Source organism: Pseudomonas sp. SORGH_AS_0211, from assembly GCF_031453455.1.
Taxonomy (GTDB): domain Bacteria; phylum Pseudomonadota; class Gammaproteobacteria; order Pseudomonadales; family Pseudomonadaceae; genus Chryseomonas; species Chryseomonas aestiva.
This window is the reverse complement of sequence record NZ_JAVIZV010000001.1, coordinates 2,728,332-2,753,502: the sequence shown is the minus strand read 5'-3', so window position 1 is coordinate 2,753,502 and position 25,171 is coordinate 2,728,332. Positions and strand designations below refer to the sequence as shown.

The 25,171-nt window shown below is 63.0% G+C and carries 23 protein-coding genes; 9 read left to right on the top strand and 14 right to left on the bottom strand.

Translation table 11 applies throughout. The features are described 5' to 3' along the window. Positions 1–67 precede the first annotated feature (67 nt). Positions 68–898: an IclR family transcriptional regulator gene (locus tag QE393_RS12770; RefSeq protein ID WP_310043849.1), complete on the top strand. Its 831-nt coding sequence runs from the start codon at positions 68–70 to the stop codon at positions 896–898. Here the strand turns inward: QE393_RS12770 and QE393_RS12765 are convergent. Then, entirely contained in the window at positions 895–1,362 is a 468-nt protein-coding gene (locus QE393_RS12765; RefSeq protein ID WP_007160503.1) for an RNA methyltransferase, read from the bottom strand. The two genes, QE393_RS12770 and QE393_RS12765, sit on opposite strands and share 4 nt — an antisense overlap. A gap of 97 nt (positions 1,363–1,459) precedes the next feature. Between QE393_RS12765 and QE393_RS12760 the strand changes: the two genes are divergently transcribed. Then, positions 1,460–2,203, top strand: a complete 744-nt coding sequence (locus QE393_RS12760; RefSeq protein ID WP_310043848.1) for a class I SAM-dependent methyltransferase — start codon at positions 1,460–1,462, stop codon at positions 2,201–2,203. A gap of 361 nt (positions 2,204–2,564) precedes the next feature. Here QE393_RS12760 and QE393_RS12755 read toward each other — a convergent pair whose 3' ends face one another. The 9 genes from QE393_RS12755 to QE393_RS12715 form a co-directional block, all read right to left on the bottom strand. Next, on the bottom strand, positions 2,565–3,095 hold the full coding sequence (locus tag QE393_RS12755) for an REP-associated tyrosine transposase (RefSeq protein WP_310043845.1): 531 nt from the start codon (positions 3,093–3,095) through the stop codon (positions 2,565–2,567). 435 nt (positions 3,096–3,530) lie between these two features. After that, the gene (locus QE393_RS12750) at positions 3,531–3,986 is read right to left on the bottom strand and encodes a GNAT family N-acetyltransferase (RefSeq protein WP_310043843.1); all 456 of its coding nucleotides are present in this window, start codon (positions 3,984–3,986) and stop codon (positions 3,531–3,533) included. A 48-nt stretch (positions 3,987–4,034) separates the two neighbouring features. Then, on the bottom strand, positions 4,035–5,168 hold the full coding sequence (locus QE393_RS12745; protein WP_310043842.1) for a GGDEF domain-containing protein: 1,134 nt from the start codon (positions 5,166–5,168) through the stop codon (positions 4,035–4,037). 191 nt (positions 5,169–5,359) lie between these two features. After that, positions 5,360–6,406 carry a hypothetical protein gene (locus QE393_RS12740; RefSeq protein ID WP_310043840.1) on the bottom strand — a complete coding sequence of 349 codons (1,047 nt, stop codon included), beginning with the start codon at positions 6,404–6,406 and terminating at the stop codon, positions 5,360–5,362. 53 nt (positions 6,407–6,459) lie between these two features. Beyond that, entirely contained in the window at positions 6,460–7,041 is a 582-nt protein-coding gene (locus QE393_RS12735; protein ID WP_310043838.1) for a hypothetical protein, read from the bottom strand. A gap of 22 nt (positions 7,042–7,063) precedes the next feature. Beyond that, positions 7,064–8,398 carry an AAA family ATPase gene (locus tag QE393_RS12730; protein WP_310043837.1) on the bottom strand — a complete coding sequence of 445 codons (1,335 nt, stop codon included), beginning with the start codon at positions 8,396–8,398 and terminating at the stop codon, positions 7,064–7,066. A gap of 76 nt (positions 8,399–8,474) precedes the next feature. Further along, the gene (locus tag QE393_RS12725) at positions 8,475–9,725 is read right to left on the bottom strand and encodes a ribonucleotide-diphosphate reductase subunit beta (protein ID WP_187979957.1); all 1,251 of its coding nucleotides are present in this window, start codon (positions 9,723–9,725) and stop codon (positions 8,475–8,477) included. A 103-nt stretch (positions 9,726–9,828) separates the two neighbouring features. Then, the gene (locus tag QE393_RS12720; protein ID WP_310043835.1) at positions 9,829–12,744 is read right to left on the bottom strand and encodes a ribonucleoside-diphosphate reductase subunit alpha; all 2,916 of its coding nucleotides are present in this window, start codon (positions 12,742–12,744) and stop codon (positions 9,829–9,831) included. Positions 12,745–13,351: 607 nt separating this feature from the next. Next, positions 13,352–14,092 carry a 4'-phosphopantetheinyl transferase superfamily protein gene (locus tag QE393_RS12715; protein WP_310043832.1) on the bottom strand — a complete coding sequence of 247 codons (741 nt, stop codon included), beginning with the start codon at positions 14,090–14,092 and terminating at the stop codon, positions 13,352–13,354. 375 nt (positions 14,093–14,467) lie between these two features. Between QE393_RS12715 and QE393_RS12710 the strand changes: the two genes are divergently transcribed. Next, the gene (locus QE393_RS12710) at positions 14,468–15,814 is read left to right on the top strand and encodes a dicarboxylate/amino acid:cation symporter (RefSeq protein ID WP_273807726.1); all 1,347 of its coding nucleotides are present in this window, start codon (positions 14,468–14,470) and stop codon (positions 15,812–15,814) included. A 438-nt stretch (positions 15,815–16,252) separates the two neighbouring features. Here QE393_RS12710 and QE393_RS12705 read toward each other — a convergent pair whose 3' ends face one another. From QE393_RS12705 to fabA, 3 genes are all read right to left on the bottom strand, one after another. Next, the gene (locus QE393_RS12705; protein ID WP_273807724.1) at positions 16,253–17,467 is read right to left on the bottom strand and encodes a sugar MFS transporter; all 1,215 of its coding nucleotides are present in this window, start codon (positions 17,465–17,467) and stop codon (positions 16,253–16,255) included. Between the two features lie 254 nt (positions 17,468–17,721). Beyond that, complete coding sequence (gene fabB, locus QE393_RS12700; RefSeq protein ID WP_133862490.1) at positions 17,722–18,939, bottom strand: beta-ketoacyl-ACP synthase I; 1,218 nt, start codon at positions 18,937–18,939, stop codon at positions 17,722–17,724. A gap of 11 nt (positions 18,940–18,950) precedes the next feature. Further along, complete coding sequence (fabA, locus tag QE393_RS12695; RefSeq protein ID WP_058761548.1) at positions 18,951–19,466, bottom strand: 3-hydroxyacyl-[acyl-carrier-protein] dehydratase FabA; 516 nt, start codon at positions 19,464–19,466, stop codon at positions 18,951–18,953. Between the two features lie 233 nt (positions 19,467–19,699). Here fabA and QE393_RS12690 point away from each other — a divergent pair, with 233 nt between their 5' ends. From QE393_RS12690 to QE393_RS12665, 6 genes are all read left to right on the top strand, one after another. Beyond that, the gene (locus tag QE393_RS12690; RefSeq protein ID WP_273807721.1) at positions 19,700–20,722 is read left to right on the top strand and encodes an NAD(P)H-dependent glycerol-3-phosphate dehydrogenase; all 1,023 of its coding nucleotides are present in this window, start codon (positions 19,700–19,702) and stop codon (positions 20,720–20,722) included. A 31-nt stretch (positions 20,723–20,753) separates the two neighbouring features. Further along, complete coding sequence (locus QE393_RS12685; protein ID WP_158891732.1) at positions 20,754–21,053, top strand: DUF4389 domain-containing protein; 300 nt, start codon at positions 20,754–20,756, stop codon at positions 21,051–21,053. Continuing rightward, entirely contained in the window at positions 21,050–21,505 is a 456-nt protein-coding gene (gene sixA, locus QE393_RS12680; protein WP_310043828.1) for a phosphohistidine phosphatase SixA, read from the top strand. Before QE393_RS12685 ends, sixA begins: the two co-directional genes overlap by 4 nt. A gap of 20 nt (positions 21,506–21,525) precedes the next feature. Continuing rightward, positions 21,526–21,963 (top strand): hotdog fold thioesterase, encoded by a 438-nt coding sequence (locus QE393_RS12675; RefSeq protein WP_187979950.1) that lies wholly within the window; start codon positions 21,526–21,528, stop codon positions 21,961–21,963. A 37-nt stretch (positions 21,964–22,000) separates the two neighbouring features. Continuing rightward, complete coding sequence (locus tag QE393_RS12670; protein ID WP_310043825.1) at positions 22,001–22,882, top strand: alpha/beta hydrolase; 882 nt, start codon at positions 22,001–22,003, stop codon at positions 22,880–22,882. A gap of 117 nt (positions 22,883–22,999) precedes the next feature. Beyond that, positions 23,000–23,695, top strand: coding sequence for a DUF4892 domain-containing protein (locus QE393_RS12665; protein WP_405046249.1), 696 nt, complete (start codon positions 23,000–23,002; stop codon positions 23,693–23,695). Here the strand turns inward: QE393_RS12665 and QE393_RS12660 are convergent. Then, positions 23,692–24,882 carry an MFS transporter gene (locus QE393_RS12660; protein WP_273807717.1) on the bottom strand — a complete coding sequence of 397 codons (1,191 nt, stop codon included), beginning with the start codon at positions 24,880–24,882 and terminating at the stop codon, positions 23,692–23,694. The two genes, QE393_RS12665 and QE393_RS12660, sit on opposite strands and share 4 nt — an antisense overlap. Positions 24,883–25,171: the final 289 nt, after the last annotated feature.

Here is a 25,171-nt window from a genome sequence, read left to right as displayed (position 1 = left end):
AGTTTTTCACTGAATGAACTCTTTTTTCATATTTTTTCACTCAGTGGAATATTTTGGAGTGGCGTAGATGGAAGATTCCATTGAAAGAAAGACCATTGCGGGAGAGGTAGGCGTCGGCGCCATCAGCCGGGTGTTTGCCGTGGTGCGCGCCCTGGGCGAGGGCGATCCCGAGGGGGAAAAGGTCACTCGCCTCGCTGAGCGCGTGGGCCTGTCGCAACCCACCACCCACCGGTTGCTGCGCGGCCTGGTGGAGGAGGGCATGGTCGAGCAGTGCGCCCGCAGCAAGAGATACCGCCTGAGCCTGGACTTCTTCGCCCTGGCGGCTCGTGCCGGCCAGGTCGGCAACCTGCGCGACCTGGCGCGCCCCAGTCTGCTGCGGCTGTCGGCGTCTCTGGGCGATTCGCTGTTCCTGCTGGCGCGCAGCGGCTTCGACGCCATGTGCCTGGACCGCAGCGAGGGGCCCTATCCGATCCGTACCTTCACCGGCGACATCGGCGGTCGCGTGCCCCTGGGCGGCGGCCAGGGCGCCCTGGCGATCCTCGCCTTCCTGCCCGAGGAAGAGCGCGAAGAGGTGATCCGCTACAACCTGCCGCGGCTGCGCGATGCCCATCATTACGACGAGGTGCTCCTGCGCGCCGAGATCGACAACGTCCGCCAGCAGGGCTACGCCGCGCGCAACACCGGGGTACTGGCTGGCATGGCGGGTCTTGCCGTCCCCATCCTCGACCGCAACGGCCGGGCGGTGGCGGCCCTGAGCGTGGGCACCCTGAGCGAACGCCTCAACCCCCAGCGCCTGCCCACGGTGATCGAACTGCTCCGGCGCGAAGCCGGAGTGATCGCCGCACGCATCAACCCCTTCGATCCGGTCTTGCGCCGGCCGACCCAGGGGTTTGGTTAAAAAAGCGGACCGGAGCGGGTGTTATTGCCCTTCGCCAGGCGGTCATAGAGCACCACGTTGACCGTGGCCGCCAGATTCATGCAGCCCTGGGTGGGGATGTACACCACGTCCTCGCACCAGTCGCGCAACTCCTGGCTCAGGGAGCCGTCCTCGGCGCCGAACAGATAGAGGGCGCGATCGGGATGGGTGTACTCGGGCAGCGGCCGGGCGCCGTCCACCAACTCTACCGCCACCGGCACGCAACCCAGCGGCAGGATGCGGCGCAGGTCGTCGATGTTGATCAGCGGGATGTCCTGGTGGACCTTCTTGGTGTCGGTGACGAAGTCCTTGGCGCGATCGTAGCGGGTGCCGGTATAGAACACCGAGGCCACTCCATAGCAACCCGCCGCCCTCATGATGGACCCGACGTTGGACGGCGACTTGGGGTTGCTCAGGCCGATGCAGGCGTATCTCTTGTTGCTCACGTCAGGGGACTCTCGGGAAAACCGCCAGTATAAAGGCTCGATCATGGTTAAAACCGACTAAGATGCGCGCCCGCGTCTCCAGCCCCGAGCCCCTGCGATGTCCGCCACCGCCCTCTACACCGACCTGTCGGCCTACTACGACCTGCTCTGCGCCGACATCGACTACCGGGCCCAGAGCGAGGCGGTGCTGCGTCTGCAGCGAATGTTCGGTAACGGCGGCAGCCGTCACCTGGATCTCGCCTGCGGCACCGGCCCCCATGTGCGGCATTTTCTCGATGCCGGCTTCCAGAGCAGCGGGGTGGACCTCAATCCGCCGATGCTGGCCCAGGCCGCGCTGCGCTGCCCCGAGGCCCGATTCTCCTGCCAGGACATGTGCGCCTTCGAGCTGGAGCAGCCGGCCGATCTCATCACCTGCTTTCTCTATTCTCTACACTACAGTGGCAGCCTTGCACGGCTCCAGGCCTGTCTGGCGCGGGTCCACGCGGCGCTGACCCCGGGCGGCCTGTTCTGCTTCAACGCCGTCGACAAGCGCCGCATCGACAATGCCTCCAGCGTCGGCCACAGCGTCGAACGGGCCGATGGTCACTTCAGCTTCGCCTCCGCCTGGCACTACCCGGGCGACGGCGAGCACCAGCAACTGCGCCTGCGCATCGAACGCCGCCACGCCGGCCAGCAGCAGACCTGGCAGGACGAACACCCCATGGTGGCGGTGGACTTCCCCGAATTGCTGGCCCTGCTGGAGCCGCACTTCGAGGTCCAGGTGCTGGAGCACGACTACCAGCGCATCGAACCCTGGGCCGGCGAGGCAGGCAATGCGCTGTTCGTCTGCGTCAGGCGCTAGTGGGCATGGGCTACCGTAGCGTGGAAAACGGCGGAGCCTTTTCCACTGATCACTATCAACGCATGACTGGAGTATCTGCGTGGACAAGCTGCGCGTTGTCCACCCTACCTCGCTGCCTCAAGCGCTGGTGGGCTAAGGGCTACCGTAGCGTGGAAAACGGCGCAGCCTTTTCCACTGATCACTATCAACGCATGGCTGGAGTATCTGCGTGGGCAAGCTGCGCGTTGTCCACCCTACCTCGCTGCCTCAAGCGCTGGTGGGCTAAGGGCTACCGTAGCGTGGAAAACGGCGCAGCCTTTTCCACTGATGCCGCCAAGTCGTGACCCCGCGTGGACCAGCTTCCCTTGTCCGCCCTACGTAGCTATTCCCCCCAATGCCCCATCTCCGCCATAAAGTCTCTACCCCAATCTTGCGGATAGAGCCCCTCCCGCACCGCTTGATGGAAACTCGAATAAGGCCAGTCCTTCACCGCGCCAACGTGGCCATGCTTTACCGGATTGAAGTGGATGTACTCCACATGACGCTGGTAATCCTGCTCGTCTCTTATCAGGTGCTCCCAGTACCGCCGCTGCCATATCCCGCGTTCACCCCGGGCCCTTTGCGTCGCGGTACGCTCCTCACCTACTGGCAGGCGCTTTGAGAAACCGAACTTGATCACCTTCCAGCGCAAGGCGAAATTCGCATCGCCCTCCGGCAGGGTCCAGATGCAATGCAGATGATCGGGGAGGGTGACCCACGCATCGATATGAAAGGGATGGCGCGACTGCGTCGCCCGCACGGTCTCGCGGAGCAGATCAATATGGCGCGTCAGCAGATCGCTACGCCGATCCGCCAAGACGACGGTGAAAAAATAGGAAGCCCCCGGAACACGGGCACGACGAAATCGAGACATGGCAGCTCTTCCTTGAGCAGAGACAGAAACGATAGCTCAACCCGTAGCGTGGAAAACGGCGCAGCCTTTTCCACTAACTCCACCAACACATGATCCCAAAACTCCCGCATGGACAAGCTTCGCGTTGGCCACCCTATAGGTCCCGTAGCGTGGAAAACGGCGAAGCCTTTTCCACTGACGCCACCAACGCCAATCCCAAAGCTCTCGCGTGGACAAGCTTCGCGTTGTCCACCCTACAGGTCCCGTAGCGTGGAAAACGGCGTAGCCTTTTCCACCGGCGCCACCAACGCACGCCCCCAAAGCTCCCACATGGACAAGCTTCGCGTTCTCCGCCCTACAAAATCCGTAGCGTGGAAAACGGCGCAGCCTTTTCCACTGACGCCTCCAGCGCACAGCACCAGAGCTTCCGCGTGGACAAGCTTCGCGTTGTCCACCCTACGCCTCCAACCCCTTCTCCATGAACACGCTCAACGGATCCTCCCGATACGCCCCAAAAGGACCACGCCGCCGGTAACCCGCCGACTCATAAAGCCTCAAGGCTTCCGGCTGATAAGGCCCCGTTTCCAGTCGTGCCAATTCACACCCGCGACCTGCCGCTTCGCGCTCCAGCTCCCTCAGCAGGCGACCACCCAGCCCTTGCCCGCGACCCCTGGGGCTCACATACATCCGCTTGATCTCGCCATAGCCGTCCTGCAGCACCATGGCCCCACAGCCCAGGGCGCTACCGCTGTCATCCCGGGCGACCAGGAAAAGCACGTTCGGCTGCATGAGTGATGTCAGATCCAGGGCATGACGACTCTCGGGCGGATAGAGGCCGTCCTGATAGGCATCCAGTTCGGCGATCAGGGCGATCACCTCGGGTTGGTCGGGGGATTCGAGGGCGATGGGCATGGTGGCTCCGGTCAGGCAATCGCCCAAGCCTAAGCCATTAGCGCGGCTTCATCCCAGGCTCATCCGCAAGCCATCCCGCCCGCCGCGCTTGGCGGCGTAGAGGGCACCGTCCCCGCGCTCCAGCAGGGCCGCGAGGCTTTCCGGCGGTTGGTCGAACAGCACGGCGCCGATGCTCAGGGTGACCGGCTCGGGCGTCCGCAAGCGCTGCGCCGCCAGCTGGTTGAAGCGCTGGCGCAAGGTGTCTGCCAGACGCACGACATCCGCATCAGCCGCCTCACCCAGTAGCACCACGAACTCATCACCCCCCAATCTAGCGATGAGGGCCTGGCGAGGCAGGGTGCTGCGCAGCAGGTCGCTCAGGGCGATCAGCAGGCCGTCGCCCGCCGCGTGACCATGGAGGTCGTTCACCAGCTTGAAGTTGTCCAGATCGATCAGCAGCAGCGCGCCGGGTCGAGCCGGTGTCGCCTGGCCGAACAGTCGCGGCGCCTCGGCTTCCAGCGCGCGGCGGTTATGCAGGCCGGTGAGGGGATCGCTGCCGGCCAGGCGCTCGATATGCTGCTCGCGGCGATAGCGCACCGTGCCGGTCATCGACAGGGCGATCAGCATCACCGCCATCACCCCCTCCACCAGCGAGACCTGGATGATGGCGCCGCGATAGACCGCCAGGTCGATCAGGGCGCCGGGGGTGAGCGGTGGGATCATCTTGATCAGGTAGAAGAGGCCATGGATCAGCAGCACCATGCGCAGCTGCCGCTCTCCGGCATTGCGCCGCCGCAGCAGCAGGCTCGCCCGTATCGCCAGGACGCCGATCATGAGCGACTGCACCACCAGCAGTACCTTGGACCACCAGGGCTCGTTGGGCAGCAGCAACAACCCCAGCCAGAGGGCGGCGATGGCCCACCAGCCCAGACTCAGCCGCCGCCCGGTGAAGCGCGCCACGCCGAGCAGAAAGAGGCCATGCACGAAAATCAGCAGCCCATTGGCGAACCAGATACCCACCAGCAGCAGCCCCTGACTGCGCAACAGCGCCAGGGTGCTACCCACGCAAATCAGGGCGAAACCCGTGCTCCAGTACAGCAGCGCCGACTCGCGCACCGACCGCCACTCGATGGCTAGATAGCCCGCCGCGGCAGCCGCCAGGGCGATGGTGAGGGTCAGCATGGTGGGGGCATCGAGTGCCATGGGCGAATCGGACCTGTCTGGATACGAGAAGGGCGTTCCCTGCCTGGGACGCGCGCCCGCCAAAGCGGAGCCGCACCGCAGTCTTATCGACACGGCAGGCGCGGGCTTGAGGCAGAGGATTGCCGGTCATGATGACGGGCAGATAACGCTAATTCAAACCTGACCTTTAGCGGGGGCAGGTGGCCCGCCCGTTACTGGGGTTTCACCAGCGTCCGAATCGCCGTGGCCGGCAACCGCGCCATGCTGCCGTCCGCCAATCGAAGCACGAAGGCCTCGCCCAGCGACCAGACCACCTGCACGTCCTTGAGCACGCACTGGTCATCGGTGGGCAGCACCCTGGCCTGCTCCTTGGCGCAATAGGAGGTATCGAGCACGATGGCCCTGGCGTGGTAGTTACCCAGACCCAGCGTCTTGACCATGGTCTCGGGCAGGGTGGTGAGCACACCGCTATAGCCGGCGAGAAAGAGAGCGAAGAACAGCGAAAACATCATCGCCGCCTTCCAGCCAGCGATGAACAGCATGGAAGTCATGGTCGTGACGAAGGCAATGATGAAGGGGGCGATGGCCAGAGCGCCCCACTTGAACAGCGGCTGCCAGTCGCCCACCAGCGGATAGGCCTGCGCCAGCATCCAGACAATGAACAGGCCGACGATCATTGTCGGCAGGTAAGCCTCCCAGACGAACTTCAGGAAGCTGAAGCGGCGCAAGTCGAATAGCCCCTGTACGGCCATGCCTGCCAGCAGCGTGATGGGGATGGGTGCAAGCAAGGCAACGCTGACAAACAGCTCAGGATCGACGAAGAGAATGGCCGCATCGCTGAAGCCCGCCAGCAGATAGGGCACGAAGAACACCAGCGCAATCAACAGCATGACCTTGCGAAAGCGCCCCTCGCCGCGATAGGGCAGGGCGTAGGTGATGTCTTCCTTGATCGCCGCCGTATTGATGAAGCGGTAATAGACCCAGGCTCCAGGCAGAAACAGTGCGGCGACGAAGGCGCCTATGGTCAGGAAGCCTAGGCAGGCAGCCGCCAGCAAAAGCGACGAAAACTGGAAGAGATCGAAGCTGGGATAGAAGTGATTCCGGGCGAAATAGGCCAGGAACATCCCGAAGCCCAGGGTCGGCGGCAGCCCCTTGGCCAGCAGCGAGGCATGACGCCGTAGGAAGGTGCCGGAGAACTCTAGGATAAAATCGAAGACGGCGTCCGTGTCGGTGGCGGGTTGTTCAGTCCAGCGGGGCATGGGTTTTGTTATCGTCAAGTGTGGAGATTGACTGATTTTCACAATTTGATTGATTAGTCGTTGTAGCCTTGAACTATTAATTTTTCATTGCCGTCAAAGATTGTTTCTTGATAGCTTTCTATTAGTTTTTCTAATTCATCCGATGTCAGGCTCAATGTGATTTGAAGATTTTCTTTTATTCTTCTTAGTCGGCTTATCGATGAATTTATCAGGTCTTGATCTCTTTCGTTTATAAGAACTTCTTTATTTGTTATTCCTAGTGTTTCTAGGTCTGATAAAAGCATAGGCATTTCGCCTAACGCGGTAGCCAATGCTAGGGCCTTTTTTTCAGGCAAAAACCAAAGTTGCTCTAGCGCTATATCGGATTTCAACCAGATATCTTTATGCATTAATAGACTCGTCATTTTGAATGTATCATAAGGACGTGTCGCGCCTAAGCGGATTTTTTGTTGTTTTTCAAGCGCTCCTAGAACGCAAGATGCTCTTCTTATAAGAAGTTCGGCTGCAGGGCGGAAGTAGGCTTGAAAGCAATTGGCTTTGCTTCGGCCTTCACGTATGCGATGATAGGAGTCTTTCAATGTTGCGAAAAGTGCAACCACTATAGCTGCTAAGGTCAAGTAGTCAGATATTGGCATTTTAGAGCTTTCTTAATAGAGTTTATCTGCTTGGCTGCCTGTGCTCTTCGTGTTCTATTATTATTAAATTTTCCCGTAAATGTACTAGGATGTGACTGGTCATTGCTGAAGTTGACAGTGGTTCAGCGTGATCGTTGTTTTCGGTATGGATTATCGTTTGAGCATATGCTCTGTAAAAAGGATCTTTGAATGAATAGAGGCCAGAGTCAGAATCGTGGCGCAGGATTGATCCATATTCTGCTTCAAGTAACTTTTTGATATGAATTTTCAGAATCGCGTCGGTGTAACTTGGCGAATTCTCTTGAATTCTACTTAGTAACTTCAGTCTGGCTAAGCCCCGTTCGTGAGCAAACGCCAGAGCTTCAATGATTAGCCGTGAACTATCGAATTTCGTTTTGTTCCGCTGCTTTAGTGCTTTGTCGAATGCGCCGCGCAGACTATCAGAAGCATCTTCAATATACATTTCGACAGCTCTGTCGAAATTCTTGTCTGAGAGAGCTTTCGGTGAGCCCTGTTTTCCTATGACGTTGGCGTCTATGCACATGTTTAGACATAGCTGATGACATATTGAGGCCACGCCGCAAGCGTGTTTTGCAACTTTGCTCCTCAATGCGCTTGGAAATCGAATATTAAGAAGTTCTTCGCCTTTGTTTACGATCTGGTAGATTTCTTGATCGCTCATTAAGGGGACGTGAATTTCGGCTACTCTTCTTCTCATTTCCTCGTCATAGGCGACAACTTGTCTTGCTGTATCTACAGCTCCTAAGCATATTATCTTTAGGAGTCGGTGCTCTGGTGCAAGATCCATGAATACTTTCAGTAGTTGAGAGAGTTTTTGCTTTTCTGTTTCATCTATCTTGTGAAAGTCTTCAATAACCCAGCACTTTTTGGATGATCCTAGTAGCCTTCCTAAAGATTGAGGTGTTAGCTGGGGTGGTAAGGCCCTTTTTTCGTTTTTTGAGTATTCTGAAGTGTGTGATGCTTCAAGGGCTAATTTAATTGATTTGTAAGTTGCTGCCAAGGATGCCTTTGAAGTGGCAGATTCTTTGGTGGATTTCTGTTCTTCGTAATATGGTGCTAGCTGATCAAAGGCATCAATTACCAGCTGCTCGAAAGACATTCCTTTCATGCATTGGCTAGTTATGTGGCCTTCATAAGTCTGATACAGTTTATTGCTTAGTAGAGTGGTCTTTCCGCTTCCGGAATGACCATAGACAACAATCTGCTTGCCAGGTGTCCTAAGCGCATTAACCAAGCCGGAGTTTATAGTTTCCCTATCTATAAAGGAAAGTTTTGCAGGTTGCGAGGGCGTGAATACGTCAAACACATCATAAGGTAACGTGTCTTCTTTTTGCATTTTATAATATACGTTAGGTAGTGTTAGATGCAGATCACCACCATGATTGGTGGTGATCTTTTAGACAAGACTTGTATCAATCCCAGCTCAACGCCCCACCGGTCTGATACTCGATCACGCGGGTCTCGAAGAAGTTCTTCTCCTTCTTGAGGTCCATGATCTCGCTCATCCAGGGGAAGGGGTTGGTGGCGCCCGGGTATTCTTCCTTGAGGCCGATCTGGGTCAGGCGGCGGTTGGCGATGAACTTGAGGTAGTCCTCCATCATCGCCGCGTTCATGCCCAGTACGCCGCGGGGCATGGTATCGCGGGCGTATTCGATTTCCAGTTGGGTGCCCTGGAGGATCATCTGGGTGGCTTCGTCCTTCATCTGGGCATCCCACAGCTGCGGGTTCTCGATCTTGATCTGGTTGATCATGTCGATGCCGAAGTTCAGGTGCATGGACTCGTCACGCAGGATGTACTGGAACTGCTCGGCGGTGCCGGTCATCTTGTTGCGGCGACCCATGGAGAGGATCTGGGTGAAGCCGCAATAGAAGAAGATGCCTTCCAGCACGCAGTAGTAGGCGATCAGGTTCTTGAGGAACTGGCGATCGGTCTCCGGGGTGCCGGTCTTGAACTCGGGGTCGGAGATGGAGCGGGTGTACTTCAGGCCCCAGCTCGCCTTTTTCGCGACGCTCGGGATCTCGTGGTACATGTTGAAGATCTCGCCTTCATCCATGCCCAGCGACTCGATGCAGTACTGGTAGGCGTGGGTGTGGATCGCCTCTTCGAAGGCCTGGCGCAGGATGTACTGGCGGCACTCGGGGTTGGTGATCAGGCGGTAGACGGCCAGCACCAGGTTGTTGGCGACCAGGGAGTCGGCGGTGGAGAAGAAGCCGAGGTTGCGCTTGACGATGCGGCGCTCGTCCTCGGTGAGGCCGTCTGCGCTCTTCCAGGTCGCGATGTCGGCGTTCATGTTCACTTCCTGGGGCATCCAGTGGTTGGCGCAACCATCCAGATACTTCTGCCAGGCCCAGTCGTACTTGAAGGGCACGAGCTGGTTGAGGTCGGCGCGGGCGTTGATCATCTGCTTGTCGCCAACGTGCACGCGTGCGGAAGAGCCTTCCAGGTCGTCCAGGCCTTCTTGGATGTCCAGTTCGTTCAGCGCGGCCTTGGCGCGGGCCACGGCGTCGGAGTCGTCGGCGGAGGGGGCGCGGGCGTCATGGACCAGGGCGTCGCCTTCGGAGTCCAGACGCTCCGTCTGGGCGGGCGCCTGCTGGCCGGCGGCCTGCGCGGGCTTGGCGGTGGCGGTGTCGTCGTCTTTGTCGAATTCTTCCCAGTTCAGCATGGGGTGTCTCCTGGGTGGGCCCGGCCTGAAAGGGCCGGGCGGATAGAAAGGATCGCGGCCATGGGCCGCTCCTACAGAAAGCGCAGGAGCGGTGGCGCGGGGGTTACTGGCAGGCTTCGCACTCGGGATCGTCGAGGCTGCAGGCCTTGGGCACCGGAGCCGGTGCGGCGGCGGGCGCCGCTTCGACCTTCTGCGCCGGGGCGGGCGCCGCGCTGGCCTGGACGCCGGTGATGGGATCGGCGCTCACGGCGTTCAGCTTGCCGGTGTTGATGGTCGACTTCTCGGTGCTGGTGGCGGCCAGGGCACGGAGGTAGTAGGTGGTCTTCAGACCGCGGAACCAGGCCATGCGGTAAGTCACGTCGAGCTTCTTGCCCGAGGCGCCGGCGATGTACAGGTTCAGCGACTGCGCCTGGTCGATCCACTTCTGGCGACGGCTGGCGGCCTCGACGATCCATTTGGTCTCGACTTCGAAGGCGGTGGCGTACAGGTCCTTCAGATCCTGCGGGATGCGCTCGATCTGCTGCACGGAGCCGTCGTAGTACTTGAGGTCGTTGACCATCACCGAGTCCCACAGGCCGCGGGCCTTGAGGTCGCGTACCAGGTAGGGGTTGATGACGGTGAATTCGCCCGAGAGGTTCGACTTCACATAGAGGTTCTGGTAGGTCGGCTCGATCGACTGGGACACGCCGGTGATGTTGGCGATGGTCGCGGTCGGGGCGATGGCCATGATGTTGGAGTTGCGGATGCCTTTCTTGGCACGCTCGCGCAGCGGGGCCCAGTCCAGGGTCTCGGACAGGTCGACCTCGATGTACTTGGCGCCGCGCTCTTCGATCAGGCGCTTCTCGGAATCGATCGGCAGGATGCCCTGGGACCACAGCGAACCCTGGAAGCTGGAGTAGCTGCCACGCTCTTCGGCCAGGTCACAGGAGGCCTGGATGGCGTAGTAGCTGATCACTTCCATGGAGGTGTCGGCGAACTGCACGGCGGCATCCGAACCGTAGGCGATGTGCTGCAGGTACAGCGCATCCTGGAAGCCCATGATGCCCATGCCGACCGGACGGTGCTTGAGGTTGGAGTTCTCCGCCTGGGGCACCGAGTAGTAGTTGATGTCGATGACGTTGTCGAGCATGCGCACGGCGGTCTTGACGGTGCGGGCGACCTTGGCCACGTCCAGCTTGCCGTCGACGATGTGGTTCACCAGGTTCACCGAACCCAGGTTGCACACGGCGATCTCGTCCTTGTTGGTGTTCAGAGTGATCTCGGTGCAGAGGTTGGAGCTGTGCACCACGCCCACGTGCTGCTGCGGGCTGCGCAGGTTGCACGGGTCCTTGAAGGTCAGCCACGGGTGGCCGGTCTCGAACAGCATGGACAGCATCTTGCGCCAGAGGTCCTTGGCCTTGATGGTCTTGTGCAGCTTGAGCTTGCCGTACTCGGTCAGGGCTTCGTAGTACTCGTAGCGCTCTTCGAAGGCCTTGCCGTAGAGGTCGTGCAGGTCGGGCACGTCGGCGGGGGAGAACAGGGTCCAGTTGCCGTCCTCGAAGACGCGCTTCATGAACAGGTCGGGGATCCAGTTGGCGGTGTTCATGTCGTGGGTACGCCGACGGTCATCACCGGTGTTCTTGCGCAGCTCGAGGAATTCCTCAATGTCCAGGTGCCAGGTTTCCAGGTAGGCGCAGACCGCGCCCTTGCGCTTGCCGCCCTGGTTGACCGCCACGGCGGTGTCGTTGACCACCTTGAGGAAGGGCACGACGCCCTGGCTCTTGCCGTTGGTGCCCTTGATGTAGGAGCCCAGGGCGCGCACCGGGGTCCAGTCGTTGCCCAGGCCGCCGGCGAACTTCGACAGCATGGCGTTATCGTGGATGGCGCCATAGATGCCGGACAGGTCGTCGGGCACGGTGGTCAGGTAGCAGCTGGACAGTTGCGGACGCAGGGTGCCGGCGTTGAACAGGGTCGGGGTGGACGCCATGTAGTCGAAGCTGGCCAGCAGGTTGTAGAACTCGATGGCGCGGGCTTCCTTGTCCTGCTCCATGTGCGCCAGACCCATGGCCACGCGCATGAAGAACAGCTGCGGAAGCTCGAAGCGGGTGCCGTGGCTGTGCAGGAAGTAGCGGTCGTACAGGGTCTGCAGACCCAGGTAGGTGAACTGCTGGTCACGCTCGTGATCGATGGCGGCGCCCAGGCGTTCCAGGTCGAAGCTGGCCAGTTTCGGGTCCAGCAGCTCCAGCTCCACGCCCTTGGCGACGTAGGCGGGCAGGGCCTTGGCGTAGAGGTCGGCCATCTCGTGGTGGGTGGCGGACTCGGCGACGCCGAGGAAGCTCAGGCCTTCGGCGCGCAGGCTGTCCAGCAGCAGGCGGGCGGTGACGTAGGAGTAGTTGGGCTCACGCTCGACCAGGGTACGGGCGGTCATCACAAGAGCGGTGTTGACGTCCTTCTCCGCCACGCCGTCGTACAGGTTCTTCAGGGTTTCCTTCTGGATCAGCTCGCCGTTCACCTCTTCGAGGCCTTCGCAGGCTTCGGTGATGATGGTGTTCAGGCGGCCCATGTCCAGCGGCTGGGTGGTGCCGTCGGCCTTGGTCACGCGGATGCTCGGGTGCGGCTCGGCGATGTCGCTGACGGCGCCTTGCTTGCGCTCCTGGCTGCGGGCTTCACGATAGATCACGTAGCTGCGCGCGACCTTCTGCTCGCCGGCGCGCATCAGCGCCAGTTCGACCTGGTCCTGGATCTCCTCGATGTGGATGGTGCCACCGGAGGGCATGCGGCGCTTGAAGGTGCTGCTGACCTGGTCGGTGAGCTGCTTGACGGTGGTGTGAATGCGCGAGGAGGCCGCGGCGGTACCGCCTTCCACGGCGAGGAAAGCCTTGCTGATGGCCACGGTGATCTTGTCGTCGGTGTAGGGGACGACGGTACCGTTGCGCTTGATGACGCGCAGTTGACCGGGGGCGGTGGCGCCCAGGTCCTGGCTGTCATCTTGCGCCGGGCGGCCCTGCTGGGCTTGCTCGCGGGTCAGGTCGGTGTGCATGCGGAACTCCCTTGATCGGAAAGAGGGGATCGTCGGCGAGCCGGCGATCCGGAAAAGTGTTGGTCTGGGCCTGCGCGACGACTGCCGATCGCGTCCTTACCCTGAAGATTCCAACGAAAAGCCGTACTGCCGCCGATTCCCGAGGGAACCGGCGTTCGGGGTCAGGGACCCTGGAAATTCATGATTCGGACAACAGGATAAGCCCTCCTCGCTAGGGAAGACAGTCTTGACAGAGGGGTGTTTCGCCGTCCCGGGTCATACCGACGAACTGCTATATATGGTGGTATGGGGGTACAAGGGCCACTAGATGTCGCGTTTGTCACGTTTCCGGCTGTGGATAAGACGTGGATAAGCTGTTCGGGACTGGGGGGTATCCTGGGGGTGGTACCTGGCCAGTGCGCGTGAAGGCTGGGCTCAGAGCGAAGTGGTCAAATAACGTACAACGTGACAGGGCCGGTGAGACGAAAGCGTCAGGGGATATACCGGTTCGCTATCAACACCTTCTCCACCATAAGAAAACGTTCGATGCCCACTGCGACGTTCTGCCCTGGCCGGCGGCTGCGCACCTGCTCGACCAGAGAGCGCTTCCTCTATATGGCGTCATCTCTCAATGACGAGGCGCGACCAGCGTCAACAGCCGAGCTTCCTCGTCCAGGCGGAAGTGACCGCGCACCGAGGTCCCGATGGACCAGCGCGGCGACAGCGCGATCAGCAGCCGGAGATCGAAGGTGCCGCTGGGATCCATCGTCAGGATCTCGGCATCCTGGAAGAAGAACATCTGCCCGACCTGGGGGTGCAGCGCCTTGAACAGGCTCTCCTTGGCGGAAAAGGCCAGGGTGATGGCAAAGGCCTGCTGCCTTTCGTCCAGCGGCTGCAGGCGTTCCCGTTCGGCCGGGGTGAGGATCTGCTCCGCCAGGCGCAGGGCCTTGTCCGGTTCGAGCAGGGTTTCCACGTCCAGGCCAAGGCCCAGGTAGTCCCCTGCCTTGCCCACCACGGCGGCTGCCCAGCCATGGCTATGGGTGATGGCACCGACCCAGCCGGAAGGCCAGGCGGGGCCGCGGTCCGTAGTGCGATGGCCGGGGACGACGGGGGCGCCGCTCAACTGGCGCAGGGCCTCGCGGGCGCAGAGACGACCGGCCAGGTATTCGGCCTGGCGCTTGGCCACGGCGCGGCGGATGTTGTCCGGCGGCAGGGCGCCGAGGCGCAGGGCGTCGCGCTCGAAGCTCACCTGGGCGGGATCGAAGCGGCAGTGCCGCAGGGCCAGGGCGCCGAGCTCGACCGCCAGGGGCGGCAGCGGCTCGGGTGGCGTGCAGCAGCCGGGCAGGTCGGAGGCGGGCAGGGCAGGCATCTCAGCCGACCACTCGGAGAGGACAGCAACGGATCACGACGGGCTCCGACGAAAAGGCGCGCAAAGAATAGCCGACTACCGACTCCGGCTGGCGGAAAACCGCCTCGGGCCCGGGGGATTTCCGCCGGTTTCCGTCGGATGGCGGGGTTCCGCCCGCCGCTGGCAACTAGACTTTCGACTGAAAGGTGCATGAAAGCTGGCCCTTTGATTGCGCACCAGGATGTGGAACGGCGATTGCTTATATCAAGCCAGATGCTGGTGTCACCGTCGCACGGCCACCGGATCCACAACAAAAAGCTCTCAGGATGAGAGAGCCACTTTCAGTCAGTGCCCACTCAGACAGGACGTCAGGCAGTGGCCACAAGGGATCGAGCCATGACAGCAACCGTCGATACAACAACTACTACAGCTCCCGCGCCCAAGGTGCCCGTCAAGCAGCCGCTCTACAAGAGTCTCTACTTCCAGGTGATCCTGGCGATCGTCCTGGGTATCTTGCTCGGCCACTTCTATCCCCAGACCGGCGCTGCCATGAAGCCCCTCGGTGACGGTTTCATCAAGCTGATCAAGATGGTCATCGCACCCATCATCTTCTGTACCGTGGTGACCGGTATCGCCGGCATGCAGAACATGAAGGCCGTGGGCAAGACCGGCGGCATGGCGCTGCTGTACTTCGAGATCTTCTCGACCATCGCGCTGCTGATCGGCCTGATCGTGGTCAACATCGTCCAGCCGGGCGCCGGCATGAACGTCGACGTCAGCACCCTGGACACCAAGGGCATCGCGGCCTACGCCGCTGCCGCGGAAAAGCAGACCACCATCGATTTCCTGCTGAACATCATTCCCTCGACGGTCGTCAACGCCTTCGCTACCGGTGAGATCCTGCAGGTCCTGTTCTTCGCCGTGCTGTTCGGCTACGCCCTGCATCGCCTGGGCGAGACCGGTCAACTGGTGTTCAACTTCATCGACCGCATCTCCCACGTCTTCTTCAACATCATCAACGTCATCATGAAGCTCGCCCCCATCGGCGCCTTCGGTGCCATGGCGTTCACCATCGGCAAATACGGCGTCGGCACCCTGGTGCAGCTGGGCTACCTGATGGCCTGCTTCTACATCACCTGCCTGCTGTTCGTGCTGCTGGTGCTGGGCGCCGTGGCGCGCATGCACGGCTTCAGCATCCTCAAGTTCATCAAGTACATCCGTGAAGAACTGCTGATCGTGCTGGGTACCTCGTCTTCCGAGTCCGCCCTGCCACGCATGCTGACCAAGATGCAGAAGCTGGGCGCCGAGAAGTCGGTGGTTGGCCTGGTGATCCCCACCGGCTACTCCTTCAACCTCGACGGTACCGCCATCTACCTGACCATGGCCGCGGTGTTCATCGCCCAGGCCACCAATACCCAGATGGACATCACCCACCAGATCACCCTGCTGCTGGTGCTGCTGATCTCCTCCAAGGGCGCTGCGGGCGTCACCGGTAGCGGCTTCATCGTGCTGGCCGCCACCCTGTCCGCCGTCGGTCACGTACCGGTCGCCGGCCTGGCACTGATCCTGGGTATCGACCGCTTCATGTCCGAAGCCCGCGCCCTGACCAACCTGGTCGGCAACGGCGTGGCCTCCATCGTGGTCGCCAAGTGGTGCGGCCAGTTGGACGAGCAGACCCTGAAGACCGAACTCGCTCGCGGCCCGAACGCCGTCGAAGTCGAGGAAGCTCGCCAGACTGCCTGAGGCTGATGCAAGGGCCGCTCCTGGAGCGGTCCCTGCGGTCACTACCAGACGCCCGTATCGCAAGATGCGGGCGTTTTCTTTTGTGCTGGATTCGGTGCGGGGAGGGCGGCGGTGGCGTGCCTGGCCGAGAGTGCCGAGCGGTCAATCGACGGGGGCTCAGGGTGACGGCCAAGGCGTCAGGGCGGCAGCTCCATCATGGGTGGAGTGGCAGCCGGGCTACGGCGAAGGGCGGCAGGGCGCCCTGGGCGGGTCTTGCGAGCGCCCTCGTGCCGAAGGGCTGGTAGGGCTGAGGGAATGACTCGCGAGCGTCGGACGGGCGCGTACGACCCGCCAGGCAGCCTGGTCGCAGCCGGGTTGTCGAGGCAGAGGGATAGGAGGGGAAGCGGGTAGCGGCAGGGGGGGGAAGCGCTGGCAGACCGCCAGCGCTTCGGGGGTGGATCAGCGACGCAGGGTGGGGCGATAGCCCATCACGCCGTAGAACAGGATGTAGAGGTAGCAGACCAGCGGGATCAGGAAGGAGGGCAGCAGGCCGATGGTGTCGGCGAAGTAGCCCTGGATGGCCGGCACCAGCGCGCCACCCACGATACCCATGCACAGCAGGCCCGAACCCTTGGAAGTGAACTTGCCCAGGCCCTTGAGCGCCAGGGAGAAGATCGTCGGGAACATGATGGAGTTGAAGAAGCCGATGGCCAGCAGCGCCCACATGGCGACCTTGCCACCCTGCAGCACGGCGATGGCCAGCAGTACGCCAATGGCAATGGCGTTGAAGGTCAGCACCAGGTTCGGCCGCACCTTGGTCATGATCACGCCGCCGATGAAGCGACCGATCATGGCGCCACCCCAGTACAGCGACAGGTACTTGGCGGCGGTGGCGGCGTTCAGGCCGGCCACGTCCGGGCTTTCCATCAGGCTCACCAGGTAGCTGCCGATGGAGACTTCCGCACCCACGTACATGAAGATGCCGACCACGCCGAGCAGCAGGTGGCGATAGGCCCAGACGCTGCTGGCGGTCAGGGCGTTTTCGTCAGTAGCGTTGTCCTGTTCGGTGTCCTTGATCTGCGGCAGGCGGAAGAGACCGATGATCACCGCCAGGGCCACCAGCATGCCGGCCAGGATCAGGTAGGGCAGCTGCACCGAGTGGGCGGCGGAGTCTTCACCGACCAGTGCCAGGATGGTCACCGCGCCCACCAGTGGGCCGACGGTGGTACCCAAGGAGTTGAAGGCCTGGGTCAGGTTCAGGCGCGAGGCCGCGGTTTCCGGCTTGCCGAGGATGGTGACATAGGGATTCGCTGCCACCTGCAGCACGGTGATACCGGCCGCCAGCACGAACAGGGCCGTCAGGAAGAAGCCATAGGACTGGGCTCCGGCTGCCGGGTAGAACAGCACGCAACCGACGCCGGCGGTAAGCAGGCCGACGATGATGCCCTTCTTGTAGCCCAGGCTTTCCACCAGGCGACCCGCCGGGAAGGACACGATGAAGTAGGCGGTGAAGAAGCAGAACTGGATCAGCGAGGCCTGCAGATAGCTGAGGGTGAAGACCGCCTTGAGGTGGGGAATGAGGATGTCGTTCAGCGAGGTGATCAGCCCCCACATGAAGAACAGCATGGTGAGGACGATCAAGGGTCCGCGGTAGCTCTGGTTTTGATTGTGCATTGGGGCTCCATGGGTACTACAGTTTCTTGTTTCTGTCCGGCATGTCCAGACAGCGCTGTCTATGGCGGCTGCGCAGACACAGCGAAGCGGCGCGAGATTAAGCTATTCACGCTGCTGAATCCATTCTTCCTGGAGGTTCGCAGGCGAAGTGCCGGCGCCTTCGACCGCGGGGCCTGTGACCGGTTCAGCCGGGCAGGGGGCAGAAATGAAAAACGGCGCCAGAGGCGCCGTTTGGGTCACACAAGCGAGGGCTATCAGCCCTGCCAGCGCTTCAGGACCAGGGTGGCGTTGGTGCCGCCGAAGCCGAAGCTGTTGCTCATGATGAGGTCCAGCTTGGCGTCTTCCTTGGTCTCGCGCAGGATCGGCAGGTCGGCGACCTCCGGATCCAGCTCGTCGATGTTGGCCGAGCCGGCGATGAAGTTGCCTTCCATCATCAGCATGCAGTAGATGGCCTCGTGGACACCGGCCGCGCCCAGGGAGTGACCGGACAGGCTCTTGGTGGAGCTGATGGCCGGAGCCTTGTCACCGAACACGGCGCGCACGCCCTTGATCTCGGCCACGTCGCCCACCGGGGTGGAGGTGCCGTGGGTGTTCAGGTAGTCGATCTCGCCATCGACGGTGGACAGCGCCTGCTGCATGCAGCGGATGGCGCCTTCGCCACTTGGGGCGACCATGTCGTAGCCATCGGAGGTCGCGCCGTAGCCGACGATCTCGGCGTAGATCTTGGCGCCACGGGCCAGGGCGTGCTCGAGTTCCTCGACCACCACCATGCCGCCGCCGCCGGCGATGACGAAACCGTCACGCTTGCTGTCGTAGGCACGGGAAGCCTTTTCCGGCGTCTCGTTGTAGTCGCTGGAGAGCGCGCCCATGGCATCGAACAGCATGCTCTGGGTCCAGTGCTCCTCCTCGCCGCCACCGGCAAAGACGACGTCCTGCTTGCCGAGCTGGATCTGCTCCATGGCCAGGCCGATGCAGTGGGCGCTGGTGGCGCAGGCCGAGGCTACGGAGTAGTTCAGGCCCTTGATCTTGAAGGGGGTGGCCAGGCAGGCGGAAACCGTGCTGCTCATGGTCCGGGTCACGCGGTAGGGACCGACGCGCTTGACGCCCTTCTCGCGCAGGATGTCCAGGGCTTCCATCTGGTTGAAGGTGGAAGCGCCACCGGAACCGGCGATCAGGCCGGTACGGGGATTGGAGACCTGGTCTTCGGCCAGGCCGGAGTCCTTGATCGCCTGCTCCATCGCCAGATAGGCGTAGGCAGCGGCATCGCCGACGAAGCGCTTGACCTTGCGGTCGATCAGTTCTTCGAGGTTCAGGTCGATGGAACCGGAAACCTGACTGCGCAGACCCATCTCGGCATATTCCGGATTGTGACGGATGCCGGCACGGCCTGCGCGCAGGTTGGCGGAAACGGTGTCTTTATCATTGCCCAGGCACGAAACGATACCCAGACCGGTAATGACGACGCGACGCATGCGAAAAGCCCTTAGAAGCTATCGGTGGAAGTGAACAGGCCAACGCGCAGACCTTCGGCGGAGTAGATCTCGCGGCCGTCCACGCTTACGGTGCCATCGGCGATGGCAAGAATCAGCGACCTGTTGATGGTGCGTTTGATATGGATATTGTAGGTGACCTTCTTGGCGGTCGGCAGTACCTGGCCGAAGAACTTCACTTCGCCAGAGCCCAGGGCGCGACCGCGGCCCGGATTGCCCTGCCAGCCAAGGTAGAAACCAACCAGCTGCCACATGGCATCCAGGCCCAGGCAGCCCGGCATCACCGGGTCACCTTCGAAATGGCAGCCGAAGAACCAGAGGTCGGGACGGATATCGAGTTCCGCCACCAGTTCGCCCTTGCCGTATTTCCCGCCTACCTCACTGATATGCACGATCCGATCGATCATCAGCATGTTCGGTGCGGGCAATTGGGCATTGCCCGGACCGAAGAGCTCGCCACGGCTGCAGCGCAGCAAGTCTTCGTAGGTAAAGGCGTGTTGTTTGGTCATGCAAGCTCCTGTAGCTGGCCTAGGTCCAGGCTCTGGCGACTCCAATGGTCGCTCTGGGTATGGCTTCGTGTAGCAGTAGACTGCCGGGGCATGGGGAAAGTCACAGGCCAGCGCCCCGCTCGTTAACGGACCATTGTGCACTTTCCGCAGTCAATTCTCCATCCTGGGCCGCGCGAGCGGCTACCGTATACTGGCGACGAGGCCGCGCGATCGCGGTGAAGCCGAGAGTTTCGATGACAGTCCAATCCCCCATCGCCGTCCTGGGCGGCGGCAGTTTCGGTACCGCCCTGGCCAATCTGGTCGCCGAGAACGGGCTGCCGGTGCGCCTGTGGATGCGTGATCCGCAACAGGCCGAGACCATCCGTCGCGAACGCGAGAATCCGCGCTATCTGAAGGGCATCAAGGTGCACGCCGCGGTCGAGGCCACCAGCGACCTGCAGGGCGCCATCCAGGGCTGCGAACTGATCCTGGTGGCGCTGCCGTCGAGCGCGCTGCGCCAGGCGCTGGCGCCCATCGCCCAGCAACTGGAAGGGCGTTTTCTGGTCAGCACCACCAAGGGCATCGAGGCGCATTCCTTCATGCTGATGAGCGAGATCCTCGCGGAAATCGTGCCGCGGGCGCGCATCGGCATCATCTCCGGGCCCAACCTCGCCCGCGAGATCGCCGAGCATCAGCTCACCGCCACGGTGGTGGCCAGCGAGGACGAAGCCGTGTGTCGGCAGGTCCAGGCGGCGCTGCACGGCCGTACCTTCCGCGTCTATGCCAGCGCCGACCGCCTCGGCGTGGAGCTGGCCGGTGCCCTGAAGAACGTCTACGCCATCATCGCCGGCATGGCCGCGGCCCTGGCGATGGGCGAGAACACCCGCAGCATGCTGATCACCCGGGCCCTGGCCGAGATGACCCGCTTCGCCGTGCAGCGTGGCGCCAATCCCATCACCTACCTGGGCCTGGCCGGGGTGGGGGACCTGATCGTGACCTGCTCGTCGGAGAAGAGCCGCAACTACCGCGTTGGCCATGCCCTCGGTCGGGGACTGACCCTGGACGAGGCGGTGGCGCAGATCGGCGAGACCGCCGAGGGCGTCAACACCCTGCGCGTGCTCAAGGAAAAAGCGGATGAGCTGGGCGTCTACATGCCCCTGGTCAACGGCCTCTATGCGATCCTGTTCGAGGGTCGCAGTCTGGGGCAGGTGATCGAGGCCCTGATGGGCGGTGAGCCCAAGACCGATGTCGATGTGGCGGACGCCCCTTTTAATTGAGCCGCTACACTGTCTGAAAAGAGGAATTCCCATGTCTCAACCCGAGCATTCCCGCGAGCTGCTGGGCCTGCGCTTGATCTGGATGCTGCTGTTCCTGTTCGTCTGGCTGGGTGCGCAGTACGTGCTGGCGGTGGTGGTATTGGTGCAACTGGTGGTGCGCCTGATCAAGGGCGAGGCCAATCCCGGGCTGATCGCCTTCGGCGCCGCCCTGGGCGCCTATCTGGCGCAGATCGTCCGCTTCGGCACCTTCGCCAGCGAAGTGAAGCCCTGGCCCTTCGCCGATTGGCCGGCCACCGCGCAACCCGACGACCGCTCCGCCACCGCGCCATGAGACTCTGGCTGCTGCGGCATGGCGAGGCCGAAGCGCGGGCGCCGAGCGACGAGGTGCGCGAGCTGACCGCGGCCGGTCGCGCCGAGGTGCTGCGCAGCGCCATGCAGCTGCAGAATGCAGAGCCGCGGCTCATCCTCGCCAGTCCCTACGTGCGCGCGCAGCAGACGGCGGCCCTGGTCCGGCAACAACTGGGCTGGTCGGGCGAGGTGCGCAGCGTCGCCTGGGCCACGCCCGACGGCGAGCCGGAGCGCGCCCTGGCGGAACTGGCGCTCCTGGAGGTGGAGGAGCTGTTGCTGGTCACCCACAACCCCTTCGTCGGTGAACTGGCCGGCTGGTTGCTGCATGGTCATCGACAGGCACCGGTGCCGATGGGCACCGCCTCCCTGCTGTGCCTGGAAGCGCCGCTGCCCCTGGCTGGCGGTTTCGATCTGGTCAGTCGCTTCCACGGCTGACGCCCTTGCAAGGAACGTACATGAGCATCTGGCAGACCCTTCCGGATCCCGCGGACCTCGAGCGTGCGCTCGAGAACACCCTGGCCGAACACCTGGACATGCGCATCGAAGCCTGGGACGACAGCAGCCTGACCGCCAGCATGGTGGTCGACCGCCGCACCCATCAGCCCATGGGACTGCTGCATGGCGGCGCCTCGGTGGCCCTGGCGGAAACCGTCGGCTCGATCGCCAGCATGCTCTGCGTGGATCGCTCGCGCTTCTATTGCGTGGGTCAGGAAATCAATGCCAACCACCTGCGCGGCGTGCGGTCCGGGCGGGTGACGGCGGTAGCCCGGCCCCTGCACCTGGGGCGCAGCAGCCATGTCTGGGATATCCGCCTGAGCGATGAGGAGGGACGCCTGACCTGCGTCTCGCGCCTGACCGTGGCCGTGGTGCCGCTGCAACGGGACGCCTCCTAGCCATGGTCAGCGTCTGGCTGGCAGGGGAGGCCGGCGCATGACCGCCCAGGTGCAGGAGTTGCGTCTGGAGTTGCCTCATATCGAACTGAGCGCCCGGGTCTTCGGCCCGGAAGACGGCTATCCCGTGCTGGCGCTGCACGGCTGGCTCGACAATGCCATGACCTTCGCCCAGCTCGCCCCGCGGTTGCCGGGGCTGCGCATCGTCGCGCTGGATCTGCCGGGACACGGGCTGTCGGCACATCGCCCCGTGGGCGTCGGCTATGCCATCCAGGACTATGGGCTGGATGTGCTCGCCGCCGCTCGGCAACTGGGCTGGGACCGCTTCGGCCTACTCGGGCATTCCATGGGGGCCATCGTTGGCGTCATCGCCGCCGCCGCCCTGCCGGAGCAGATCGAGCGCCTGGCGCTGATCGATGGCCTGCTGCCCTACACCACGCCGGCGGAGGAAGTCGCCGAGAAGCTGGGCAAGGCCTTGCTCGCCGAACTGGAAGTGCCCAATCGGCGCAAGCCGGTCTACGCCACAGTGGAAGATGCCGTGGCGGCGCGGTTGAAGGGCGCCCTGACGGTCAGTCGCGAAGCCTCCGAATTGCTTGCCGAGCGCGGCCTGATGGCGGTGCCCGGCGGCTACACCTGGCGCTCCGATCCGCGCTTGCGCCTGCCCAGCCGGATCCGCTTCACGCCGGAACAGGCCGCCGCCTGCCTGGGCGCCGTGCGCTGCCCGACGGCTCTGGTGGTGGCCACGGGCGGCCTGGTGGCGACCCATGCCGAGGCCATGCGGCTGGCGCGGCAGCAGCCGAACGTCCGTCTTCATGAACTGCCGGGCGGGCACCATCTGCATCTGGACGATGCCGCGGGCGCCCAGGCCGTCGCAGATTGTTTCAATGCCTTCTTTGCCGCCGGCACCGGGCGCGACGAATAATGCGGCATGCCTAGCCGTCCGTTTTGCTCGCGCTTGCCCTCCGTTCGACGCTCTCTGCTGATCGGCCTGTTGTCCACCGGGATGGCGCAGGCGGAGGTGTTGCCGGAGATCGCGCCCATGGATCATGCCCAGCTCGTGCGCGAAAGCGCACCGGCCAGCGCCGAACGTCTCTATCCACTGGGACCGGTCAGTCGCATTGGCGGTCGTCTGCGCCTAGAGGACTCGCTGCAGCTGGAAGGCCGGTTGCTGACCCAGACCTTCGAACTGGCCAGCGGCCATCCACCGCTGGCACGGCTGGACAGCGAGCGGCAGCGCCTGCAGCAGCAGGGCGCGACGCTGCTCTACTGGTGCGAGGGGCGTGATTGCGGCGCCAGCAATGTCATCGCCAACAACCTGCTGGGCGAGGCCATGCTCTATGGGCCGGATGATCAGCAGGGGCTGCTGGTGCTGCAGCTGGTGGAGCCGCAGACGGTGCTGACCCTCTATGGCATCACCCGTGGCAATCGTCGCGGCTACCTGCATGCCGAACGACTGCAGGCCGGCCAGCCTCTTCCTGAACTGTTGCCGAGCGCTGCTACCCTGCTCAAGGAATTGCAGCGCGACGGCCAGCTGCTCTTGCCCGCCCTGGAACGGGCGCCAGAGCAACCCTGGATCGCCCGCCTCGCGGCGGCCCTGGCGCTCAATGGCGACGTGGCGGTGACCCTCGGCGGCGACCAGGCCGCAGCCTGGCAGAGCGCCCTGCGCGAGGCGGGCATCCGCGCGCCGCGGCTGCAGACCGAAGCCGGTCGAGCCGCCGGGCTCTATCGCCGCTAGACGTCGTTGACGTAGCGGGTGCGTCCCGCACCCAGACCGAACAGCGTGGCCAGCACGGCGATCAGGGTAAAGAGCACGCCCATGGGCGCCCAGCCGTGGGTGGCGTCGTGGATGATGCCCACCAGCAGCGGACCGAGCGAGGCCAGGCTGTAGCCCGCGCCCTGGGCCATGCCCGACAGCCGCCCGGCGGTTTCCGCGTCCCGCGAGCGCAGCACCAGCAGGGCGAGCGCCAGGCTGAAGGTGCCGCCCTGGCCCAGGCCGAGGATCACCGCCCACAGCCAGAGGCTGCCGACGGGGGCGTACAGGCAGCCGAGCAAGCCGGCGAGGGTCAGACTCATCACCACCACGATGGCCAGGCGCTGGTCCTGGCCGCGGGTCGCCAGCCAGGGGGCGGTGAGGGCGCTGACCAGCTGGGTCATCACCGAGCCCGACAGCATAAGGCCGGCCTGCACCATGCCCAGGCCGCGATCCATCAGCAGGGTGGGCAGCCAGCCGAAGACGATATAGGCCAGCGACGACTGCAAGCCCATGTAGAGGGTGATCTGCCAGGCCAGCCGATTGCGCCACAGCGAGCCACCAGCACCCCGCGTTGGCGCGGTCGTGGGCGCCTGGCGCAGCTGTGGCAGCCAGACCAGCAGGGCTGCCACGGCGACCAGTGCCCAGGCGGCGAGGGCGGGCTGCCAGTGGCCGTCGAAGGCTTCGGCAAGGGGCGCAGTAGCCCCGGCGGCCACGGCGGCGCCAATGCACAGCATCATGGTGTAGAGCCCCATCAGCTGGCCGGCTTGGGCGGGGAAATCGCGCTTGACCAGGGCCGGCAGCAGCACGCCAAGGATGCCGATGCAGGCGCCAGCGATCAGGCTGCCGAGAAACAGACCCAGGGGCGGCAGCAGGCTGCGCAGGACGATGCCACAGGCGAGCAGCGCCAGGATGGCGCCCAGGGTGCGTTCGCTGCCCCAACGGCGCGCCAGACGCGGAGCCAGGGGGGCGAACAGCCCCAGGCAGAGCACCGGCAGGGTGGTGAGCAGGCCGATGGCACTGCTGGACAGGCCCGTGCTGGCCTCGATCTGCCGCAGCAGCGGCGCCAGGCTGGAGAGGGCCGGACGCAGGTTGAGGGCGATGAGCATGAGGCTGGCGAGCAGCAGGCCGCGTTGCCACGGCGTGAGATGGGAAGTCGCTGAGGAAGACATGAGTCCTGCTATGACCGGGGAAACCGCCAATGCTAGCGCACCCTGGCCATAACGCACGGCGCTTCCATTCGCTACCCTCAAACGGGAAAAAATAGTTGGCAGACCGGCTAAAAAATCGCCAGTTCGTCAATCGCCGCACCGCCGCTCGCTTGTCCGGGGTCAGCTGGAGGTTTTCCACGAGGTTATCCACAGCAACTGTGGATTACCCTTAGAAAACAGTCCTTTTGCTTTGGCGGGCGATCTGTTAAGCGCGGCCGGTGCCCGCCAGTAGACGGGCATTTGCTACTAT